This is a genomic window from Rhizobium sp. WYCCWR 11152 (genome assembly GCF_013087615.1).
Taxonomy (GTDB): domain Bacteria; phylum Pseudomonadota; class Alphaproteobacteria; order Rhizobiales; family Rhizobiaceae; genus Rhizobium; species Rhizobium indicum.
This window is the reverse complement of the sequence record NZ_JABFCP010000010.1, coordinates 273,743-283,095: the sequence shown is the minus strand read 5'-3', so window position 1 is coordinate 283,095 and position 9,353 is coordinate 273,743. Positions and strand designations below refer to the sequence as shown.

Genomic DNA, 9,353 nt, shown 5'->3' with positions numbered 1-9,353 from the left:
AAGATCGGATCCAAAGCTTTCTGATTGAACATGATGCCAAAGCTGCCTGTTATGACGTAGCTGCTGACAAGTAGAAGAGCGAGCGCAATCGCTAAATCCCGGCCCGGTCCCGCTTCTTTTCTCCACGCGCCGATCACGGGCGTCAGCAGCATCAGCGAAAGCGCTGCAATGCCGAAAACGCCGGCGTCGATTCCCGCGGTCAGAAAGCCGTTATGGACATGCGAGTAAGGCAGCTGCGGCCTTATATTATCGGGAAGCTCTGCCAAAACCGAAGCCATCCGGTTTTGCGGGCCATAACCCGTCAACGGGTCCTTACTAATTGCCGATAGTGCGCCTTTGTACAAGGCAAACCGGGCACTCAGCGACGTGATCTCGCCGTCGGTGCGTTCGAGCGATGTCAGATTTTCCTGAAGCGCCTGGATGCGATGGAGGATCTGGCCGCTGCCCAGGGTGATAAGTCCCGCCAACAGCAAGGAGCTGGTAATAGCCAGGCTGCGCAAACTCAGATGGAAGCTGTGTTTGCGAAAATACCAGAGAAAGATGACGATATGGACGGGAATGACCAGCCAGGCCGAGCGCGTTCCGGAAAGCAGAACGCAGCCTAGACCCGCGGCATATCCCAATATCGCAATTCTTTGCTCCACGCTTCTGGGAGATTGAATGTTGAGAAGCGCAATGCCGCCGAACAGAATGCCTATCACGCCGAGGAGTGCAGCGTTCGACGTTCCAGCCTCTGCCCTGTCCATCAGAAACATGATCTGCAGAAGGCTGAAAAGAAAGGTGACGATCATGCCGATGCCTGCGCCGAGGATAAAGAGCGGCACGAGACGGCCATCGGGAGATTGCCGCATCCGCGGCAATATCAGCCAGATGGAAAAGAAAGGCAGGAGCCGGAATATCCAGTCCGGTACTTCGGAGTAGGGCGGATTGATGAAGATGCTGGCGATCATCACCAGCGGGTAGATCGACATGCCAATGGCAACCAGCCGGTCGGATTTCGAGAGGTTCAAGACGAGGCGGCCCGTCGCCAGACAGTAGATGCCCCACACCATCGACGCGAGGAGGATGAAGGAGTTAAAGTTCGGCGAAAGCCCTGGAAGGATTGCAAAGAGAAAGACGGCAATGCGGTTGTTTCGGTCGAGTGCGCTTCCGGCCTCGTCCCCCGGATAAAGCACTGCCATCTTGAGTTGTCTGAAATAATTCACGTTGCCGGTCCTGACCGTGTCGATGCTGCCTCGCTAAGGATCGTGATCACAGCTGTCAAGCTGTGATCACGGTGCAATCTATGGCTTCATTCGACGTGGTATTCCGGCAACAGGCGTCTGGCCAGACCTGGTTCTGTTCGATGATGGGGGGCAAATAGGTACGACGGTAAGGCCGGCTTCAACAGAAAACACGTCTGAGGTGCGGGCGTGATGTGAAGGTTTGATAGCCAGCAGCCGACGAGCGCACCGAAAGAAAGAAGGCGGCATCATCGGGATCGGCGAAGACCGATGCATGCGCCTCGTTGAAATGACGCGGCTGCCGCTATCGCCAATATGGCCGTGTCGAACCTTCCGCCGAGGATCGACCAAGGAGATAGCCAAGCCCGAATGCGACAATGCCGGTGGTGAGCAGCAATGCGCTTGCGGTATGCGGGTGCTCTCTGGCACCAAAGGCGACGGCATAAGCCTCACGTTTCATCTCTTTGGCCGCCGACTTCGCGACCTTGGTCAGTCCCTCCGGCTGCTCGCCGGGTGTGCCGGTGAAGCCAGCGTTCAAGTTCTGTTTGTCGACCATGTCGGGGACCTTTCTGAAATTGGCGCGCGGTCTGAAATTGGCGCGAGGCGGAAAGTTCAATCCTGCTCGCGTGTGCCGGGGGAGGCTTCGCGTTGATCGGCGTCCTCGAGATCGGTCTTGACGAGGAATGCATCCGTATGTTCGCGCGAGGCCTCTCGCAATGCTGCGAGGTTTGGAGGATTGTCGGCTTCGCCCTGCTTTGCGGCTCGCCGAACCATCTTCCGTCTGCCTGCGTCCGCGGCAGGTGGAGTTTTCGGCTGGGCGCCGTCAGTCGTATTTTCGCTTGTCTTGCGTCGTGCTGGTTTTTTCATGAGGGTCTCCTTGCGGATCTCAACCAACTTGGACGATCTAAGTTCCAAACAAAGAGTGCCTCGGCGTAGAGATGGGCTTTCCATTTCCGCGAGGTTTATGCCGTTCACCCGCGCTTTCACACGGTAATTGCCGTTCGATGTTTTTGCCTCGAGTCCGCGGCCCGCGGGTCGACTTGCTCAATTCGCGAAGCGCCGAACCTTGAGCGGCATGTCTTGGCACGGCGATAAAATTGATATACTAGTATGCCACTGAGTTTCAGCGTCCCGGTATATCCATGCAGCAAGCATCAGAAGTCGAAGTTTTGGTCGTCCCGACGTCGCGGGAGGCCGGGGGCAGGCTGCGCCGTATCACCACGGCTGGCGCCATCTACGATCGCCTCTATGCCGACATCGTGTCGCTGCGGATGCCGCCCGGCATGCTGCTGCAGGAAAAGCGGATCGCCGATGATTTCGGCGTCAGTCGCACGCCGGTGCGCGAGGCGCTGCTCCGGCTTTCCGAAGGCGGACTGGTCGATATCTACCCGCAGTCGGGCACCGTCGTGTCGCGGGTGCCGGTCTCGGCAATCCCTGAGGCGGTCGTCGTGCGCAAGGCGCTTGAAGGCGCGACCGTCGAGGCTGCGGCTTTGACCGCGACGGCCACCGATATCACCCGTCTCGACGCCATCATTGCCCGCCAGCAGGCCCATGCCGCGACCGGCAATGCCTCGAGCTTCCATGAGGAGGATGAGGCGTTCCATGAGGCGATCACGCAGATATCGGGTTATCCCGGCATCTGGGCAATCCTGAAAACGGTCAAGGTGCAGATCGACCGGGCGCGGCGCCTGACTTTGCCGGTGCTTGGGCGCACGGATAATGTCGTGCAGGAACACATGATCATCCGCGATGCGCTCGCCGCCCATGATGCGGCGGCTGCACGCAGCGCCATGACCCATCATCTGAGTGCCGTCATTCCCGATGTCGACGAATTGCGCGCGCGTTACCCCGATTATTTCTGCTGACGGCAGGCCAACACGAAACGAAAAGCGAGAGGGAAGGAAGAAGGATGCGACAGGGTTGGAGATGGTTCGGACCGGAAGCGCCGGTGACGCTGGATGATGTCCGCCAGACGGGCGCGACGAATATCGTCTCTTCGCTGCATCAGGTGCCGATCGGCAGGGCCTGGACGGAGAAGGAAGTGCGCGAACGCCAGGCTCTGATCGAGACGACGCCCGGCGACCGCTCGCCGCTTGTCTGGTCGGTCGTCGAGAGCATCCCGATTCCCGATGCCGTCAAGCGCAAGGGCGGGGAGGCGAAGGCCGAAATCGAGGCGTGGATCGCCAGCCTCGAAGCGGTCGCCGCCTGCGGTATTCCGATCGTCTGCTATAATTTCATGCCGGTGGTGGACTGGACCCGCACCGAACTCGATTTCGTGACGCCGACCGGCGCCACCGCCATGCGCTTCGATCACGAGCGTTTTGCAGCCTTCGATCTCTTCATCCTGGAACGGCCGGATGCGGCGCAGCACTATTCTAGCGAAGACCGCGAACGGGCGCGTATCGTATTCGAAGCGATGACAGACGACGAGATCGCCGATATCACCCGCATCATCACCTCGGCTCTGCCGGGGTCGACCACCGAACCTCTGACCATTCCGGCTTTCCGCGACAAACTCGTCGCCTATAGTGGCATCGATGCCGCAAGACTGCGCCGGCACCTGATTGAATTCCTGGAGGCGGTGACGCCGGCTGCCGAAGCCCGGGGTGTCAAGCTGACGCTGCATCCCGATGATCCGCCGCGTTCGCTGTTCGGCCTGCCGCGAATCGCCTCGACGGCGGACGACTATGCCGCTCTCTTCGATGCGGTGCCATCGGCGGCGAACGGCATGTGTTATTGCACCGGCAGCCTCGGCGTGCGCGCCGAAAACGACCTGCCGGCGATCGCCCGACGCTTTGCCTCGCGCATCCACTTCGCCCATCTGCGTGCCACGACGCGCGAGGGTGACGGCCGGACATTCCATGAAAGCGCGCATCTGGAAGGCGACGTCGATATGGTCGCCGTTCTCAGCGAACTGGTCGCGGAAGACCGCCGCCGCAGTCCCGAAGACACCATCGTGTTCCGATCGGACCATGGCCATCGCATGCTCGACGACCTCGACAAGGTCGTCACACCAGGCTACCCGGCCATCGGCCGCATGCGCGGCCTCGCCGAACTGCGCGGCATCCTGCATGCGCTGGGCGCTCCGCCAAACTGAGGGTGGACGCAAAAAACTGCCGCGCATTTTTGCTGGAATTGCTCCAGCGAAAATCATCGCGCTCTGAAGCCCGAGCGATGCTTCAGAGCGCGCAACCCTTCAAGAACAGATCGGTGCACATCTTCGCCCGCGCCGCAATCGTTTCGATCTTCGGCGGCGGCTCCTGGCGCAGCATCGCGGCACGCTGCGGCTCCATGATCATCATCCCGCGCAGCATGCCGCAGGCCGCATGCGGATCATCAAGGGCAATCAGTCCACGATCGATCTGCTTGTGCAGCCAGTTCTCCATCAGTGTATTGGTCCTGACGACTGCCTTTTCGTAGAAGGCGTTGGCGATCTCGGGGAATCGATCAGACTCGCTGATGACCAGCCGGGTCATGGTGATCGTATCGACCGAAAGCGTCAGCATGCCATAGGCCATCAGCATGCGTTCCAACCCTTGCCTGAGATCGGCCACGGCGAGTGTGCCGGGGTCAAGCGCCAACAAAAAACGCTCCGTGCGCTCCGTGATCATCTCTGAAAAGAGATCTCCTTTCGTCGGAAACAGGCGGTAGAGCGTCTTGGTCGAAATGCCGGCCTCCTGTGCGATCGCAGCGATGCTAGCCGCGGCATAGCCATTCTCGTGGAACTGCCTGTTTGCCGCCTCGATGATCACGCTTCTCGTATCCTCGTCGCAGCGGACTTGCGGGCGTCCTCGCGGCTTCTTCTCGATTTCGTGATTTTGGACCATGGCAATTTTCCAAATTCTTATTGACATCTATTTTCTAATGCATATTTTGGAAAATATCAAGTTTCCTAAAGTGCATTTCATTCGAATTCAGAGGCCGCAGCCCAAGTGACGGCGACCGTCATTAGGAGAAAGACAATGACCATTAAGTCGCTGCATGCCTTGAACAACAATACTGCCGTCGAAAACACTGCCGAAGCCGTACCGGCAAGCCTGGACGCCGGCCAGCCGCCGCGCGTCGCGGAAGCTGCCGCCGCCGTTGCCGAGGAAAAGCCCACGCGCAGGCGCGGCCGCCGCTCCCTGCTTCTCGGCGCCACCGCGCTGGTGCTGATCGCCGCCGGCGCCTATTACGGTCATGATTACTGGACGGTTGGCCGCTTCCATATCTCGACAGACGATGCCTATGTGAAGGCCGACAACAGCACCATCGCCCCCAAGGTTTCCGGCTATCTCGCCGAGGTGCTGGTCATGGACAACGAGACGGTGAAGGTCGGGCAGTCGCTCGCCCGCATCGACGATCGCGACTTCAAGGCGGCCCTCGATCAGGCCAAGGCCGATGTCGCCGCGGCCGAAGCTACCGTCAACGCCAAGCAGGCTTCTCTCGATATCCAGCAGTCGACGATTGCCGCCGCCCGCGCGACCGTCGACGTCGACCGCGCCAATGAGACCTTTGCCGAGCAGAACAACAAGCGTTATTCGAACCTCGCCACCAGCGGTTATGCCCCGGTTCAGACGGCGCAGCAGGCCGCCGCGCAGATCGCTGCCGCCCAGGCCTCGATCGTGCGCGACAGCGCCTCGCTCGATGCCGCCGTCAAGCAGGTCGACCTGCTGAACGCCGAGCTTGCCCAAGCGAGAGCGGCCCTTGCACGCAGCCAGGCCGTCCAGCACCAGGCCGAACTCAACCTCTCTTATGCGACGATCACCGCGCCCGTCGACGGCACCGTCGGCAACCGGACGCTGCGCGTCGGCCAATATGTCCAGGCCGGCACTCAGCTGATGTCGGTCGTACCGACGACGGCTGCCTATGTCATCGCCAACTACAAGGAAACCCAGCTCACCGACGTCCAGGCCGGCCAGCCTGTCGATATCGAGGTCGATATGTTCCCGGGCCGCACCTATCACGGCCATGTCGACAGCCTCGCGCCGGCAAGCGGCCAGGAATTCGCGCTGCTGCCGCCTGACAACGCCACCGGCAACTTCACCAAGGTCGTCCAGCGCATTCCTGTGAAGATCGTGCTCGACGGTGACGCCGCCGCAAACGGCGACCTTCGCCCCGGCATGTCCGTACAGCCAAGCATCGATACCAAGAACGACCGCAGCTAGGGCCGGGGGACGAGGAGTTCGTGTCATGTCCACCATCGCAGCAACAGCCATCGCCGTTCCGCAGCCGAATACCGGCGCCAGCACCAGAGACTGGATCGCCGTTCTCGCCGGCATGATCGGCGCCTTCATGGCGATCCTCAACATCCAGATCACCAATGCCTCGCTTCTCGACATCGAGGGTGGCATCGGAACAGGCGTCGACAACGGCGCCTGGATCTCCACCTCCTATCTGATTGGCGAGATCGTCGTCATCCCGTTGACGGCCTATTTCAGCAACGTCTTCTCGTTTCGCCGCTATATCCTCGTCAATTCCGTCCTCTTTCCGCTGTTTTCGATCGCCTGCGCCTTCGCCCATGATCTCGGCACGATGATCGTGCTGCGCGGCCTGCAGGGCTTTGCCGGCGGCGTGCTGATCCCCATGGCTTTCACCATGGTGCTGACCAAGCTGCCGAAGTCGCAGCAGCCGCTCGGCCTGGCGATTTTCGCGCTCTCGGTGACCTTCGCACCGGCGATCGGCCCGACCATCGGCGGCTACCTCACCGAAAATTACGGCTGGCAGACGATCTTCTTCATCAATGCCATTCCGAGCGCCATCATGGCGGTCGCCCTTGCCCTGACGCTCGACAAGCAGCCGATGCAGCTCGGCCTGCTGAGGGAAGGCGACTGGGCGGGGATCTTCACCATGGCCATTGGTCTGTCGGCGCTGCAGACGGTGCTCGAGGAAGGCAATAAGGAGGACTGGTTCTCCTCGCCCTTCATCGTCAAGCTCAGTATCCTTGCCTTTGCCTTCCTCGTCGCCTTCATTTGGATCGAGCTCACGGTGAAGAAGCCGCTGGTCAAGCTCAGCCTGCTGAGGCAGCGCAATTTCGGCATCGGCGTTGCCGTCAACGTGCTGGTCGGCGTCGCCCTCTTCGGCACCGTCTACATCCTGCCGCAATATCTCGGCCAGGTGCAGCGCTACAATGCCGAGCAGATCGGCAACGTGCTGGCCTGGACCGGCCTGCCACAGCTGCTTTTGATCCCGCTTGTCCCGATGATGATGAAGCGCTTCGATGCGCGGTATATCGGCTTCCTCGGCATCTCGATCTTTGCGATCAGCTGCTTCATGAACATCACCTTGTCAGCCGATACCGCCGGTGACCAGTTCTGGATTCCGAACATCATCCGCGCCATCGGCCAGGCCCTGGTGCTGACGCCGATCACCGCCATCACCACCGCCGGCATCGCGCCTTCAGATGCGGCCGCTGCCTCGGGCCTGACCAACATGCTGCGCAATCTCGGCGGCGCCGTGGGCACGGCGATGCTCGGCACGGTGCTGACCAAACGCGAGCAGTTCCACTCGAACATCATCGGCCAGTCGGTGACGCTCGGCCGCGATGAAGTTCGCACCCGTCTCGACCAATTGACAGCCTACTTCGTGCAGCATGGTGTCTCCGACCATGCCGTCGCAGCCCAGAAGGCCGTCGTGGCGCTTGGCCAGGTCGTTAAACGCCAGGCCCTCATCCTGGGTTTTGCCGATACATTCGCCGTCATCGGCGTGGTTCTTGCCGTTGCAGCCGTCGCCCTGCTGCTCACCCAAAAACCGCGAGCCGGTGGTGGCGTCGGCGCTCATTGAAGATCCCTGGCGCTCGCCCGGCTTCCCGGCGAGCGCTTCTGTCTGTCCCTATTCCGGAATTTTGACCGTGAAGGCGAAGCTCGCCACCGCGCCCGGCGCCAGGATCGTGGTAGACGGCCTCCTCGAAAGCTCGCTCGAACTCCCAGCTTCCGCGGCCGTCCCGTGCCAGGGCTCGATGCAGAGGAAGGGCGCGCCCGGTTTGGTCCATAGCGCAAGGTTGGGCAGGTTTTCGAAATGGAATTGCATGGTCGGCCCGCCTTCGGCGCCGTAACTCAAACCTTCGCCCGCACCATCAGGGAAAATCATTGCATCCTGTTCGAACATCGGATGATCCAGCACCAGCCGGCCGGCAGCGAATGGCGAGGGCAGGGCCGCTGGATTGATGAGACCGCCTTCCAGCCGCACAAGCGCCGGCTCGCCTTTATTGTCGAGCATGACGATATGGTCGCGCCCGGCAGCATCGGGCAGCGGCCAGGCGAAGGCCGAATGGAATCCGAGGCCGAACGGCATCGCCTTCTGGTCGCGATTGGTAACCTCGGCCGTGACAGTCAACGCGCGGCCCTCGACCGCATGCACCACGGCCAGCTGAAAATCGAAAGGATAGACCGTCCGCGTCGCATCCGAGGCGGCCAGTTCGAACCGGCACATCGTCTCAGTGGAGGCCGCAAGCACGAATTCGCTGCGGCGGGCAAAGCCATGCTGGGCCATCGGATAGACCGTGCCGTCGATCGTTATCTTGTCATCCGGCGCCTTGCCGACAATCGGAAACAGGATCGGCGACCGCCCGGTCCAGAAGGCTGCGTCGCCGGTCCATAACCAAGAGCGTCCTTCCCTTGACGTGAGCGCCTGCATCTCGGCGCCGAGGGAGGAGACATCGACGGTGAGATCCTCGTTCCCGATCCGGATGGAGATTGGCATCGCGTTTCCTTTGGCATTGGTTCGGCAGCAAGCCATATCGTTCCGAACCGGGGATTTCCACAGAATAGAGGGCGTGCCGGCGGCCACATCAGCCATCGCCCTCGTTATTTCCGCATTGCGCCCAATCTCGCTATCACTTCGTTCGGGATGCCGTAGCGCTGAATGGCGTCGCGGTTGTTCCGCAACCCGCAGATCTCACGCTGGATGAAGAACGCCCAGACGGCATCGGACGCTTCGTTGAGAAGCTTCTCGCGGTCTTCGGCGCTTTGGCGGTCGGGAGTCCATGCCTTCAGAGCGGCAAGCGCCGCCTCCACCTTCAGCCCGTGACGTCCGAGAGAATCGGCTCGTTCCGACATCAGCTCGTATTCGAGGACGTTGAAGCCGTTTCTATCCTGCTCGGATTGTCTGAAGGACTGTGGCGGACGAACGCTCATTGGCACAGGTCTCCGT

At 61.0% G+C, this 9,353-nt stretch carries 10 protein-coding genes; 4 read left to right on the top strand and 6 right to left on the bottom strand.

The genetic code is table 11. The features are described 5' to 3' along the window. From G9X67_RS21525 to G9X67_RS21515, 3 genes are all read right to left on the bottom strand, one after another. On the bottom strand, nt 1-1,205 hold a 1,205-nt coding region (locus G9X67_RS21525; RefSeq protein ID WP_171599624.1), incomplete at its 3' end, for an O-antigen ligase family protein. A 322-nt stretch (nt 1,206-1,527) separates the two neighbouring features. Continuing rightward, nucleotides 1,528-1,779 (bottom strand): hypothetical protein, encoded by a 252-nt coding sequence (locus G9X67_RS21520; protein ID WP_138334297.1) that lies wholly within the window; start codon nt 1,777-1,779, stop codon nt 1,528-1,530. 56 nt (nt 1,780-1,835) lie between these two features. Further along, entirely contained in the window at nt 1,836-2,090 is a 255-nt protein-coding gene (locus G9X67_RS21515; protein WP_138334296.1) for a hypothetical protein, read from the bottom strand. Nucleotides 2,091-2,365: 275 nt separating this feature from the next. Here G9X67_RS21515 and G9X67_RS21510 point away from each other — a divergent pair, with 275 nt between their 5' ends. Both G9X67_RS21510 and uxuA read left to right on the top strand, forming a co-directional pair. Next, nucleotides 2,366-3,088, top strand: a complete 723-nt coding sequence (locus tag G9X67_RS21510; protein WP_138334295.1) for a GntR family transcriptional regulator — start codon at nt 2,366-2,368, stop codon at nt 3,086-3,088. Between the two features lie 44 nt (nt 3,089-3,132). Beyond that, nucleotides 3,133-4,320: a mannonate dehydratase gene (uxuA, locus tag G9X67_RS21505; protein WP_138334294.1), complete on the top strand. Its 1,188-nt coding sequence runs from the start codon at nt 3,133-3,135 to the stop codon at nt 4,318-4,320. Between the two features lie 82 nt (nt 4,321-4,402). Here the strand turns inward: uxuA and G9X67_RS21500 are convergent, their stop codons facing one another. Beyond that, on the bottom strand, nt 4,403-5,050 hold the full coding sequence (locus G9X67_RS21500; protein WP_062941813.1) for a TetR/AcrR family transcriptional regulator: 648 nt from the start codon (nt 5,048-5,050) through the stop codon (nt 4,403-4,405). Nucleotides 5,051-5,185: 135 nt separating this feature from the next. Here G9X67_RS21500 and G9X67_RS21495 point away from each other — a divergent pair, with 135 nt between their 5' ends. Both G9X67_RS21495 and G9X67_RS21490 read left to right on the top strand, forming a co-directional pair. After that, entirely contained in the window at nt 5,186-6,370 is a 1,185-nt protein-coding gene (locus tag G9X67_RS21495; RefSeq protein ID WP_138334293.1) for an HlyD family secretion protein, read from the top strand. 25 nt (nt 6,371-6,395) lie between these two features. Continuing rightward, complete coding sequence (locus G9X67_RS21490; protein WP_138334292.1) at nt 6,396-7,985, top strand: DHA2 family efflux MFS transporter permease subunit; 1,590 nt, start codon at nt 6,396-6,398, stop codon at nt 7,983-7,985. Between the two features lie 48 nt (nt 7,986-8,033). Here G9X67_RS21490 and G9X67_RS21485 read toward each other — a convergent pair whose 3' ends face one another. Together G9X67_RS21485 and G9X67_RS21480 are read right to left on the bottom strand one after the other, a co-directional pair. Beyond that, nucleotides 8,034-8,903 carry an aldose 1-epimerase family protein gene (locus tag G9X67_RS21485; RefSeq protein ID WP_171599623.1) on the bottom strand — a complete coding sequence of 290 codons (870 nt, stop codon included), beginning with the start codon at nt 8,901-8,903 and terminating at the stop codon, nt 8,034-8,036. A 104-nt stretch (nt 8,904-9,007) separates the two neighbouring features. Then, on the bottom strand, nt 9,008-9,337 hold the full coding sequence (locus G9X67_RS21480) for a DUF6665 family protein (RefSeq protein ID WP_062941809.1): 330 nt from the start codon (nt 9,335-9,337) through the stop codon (nt 9,008-9,010). Nucleotides 9,338-9,353: the final 16 nt, after the last annotated feature.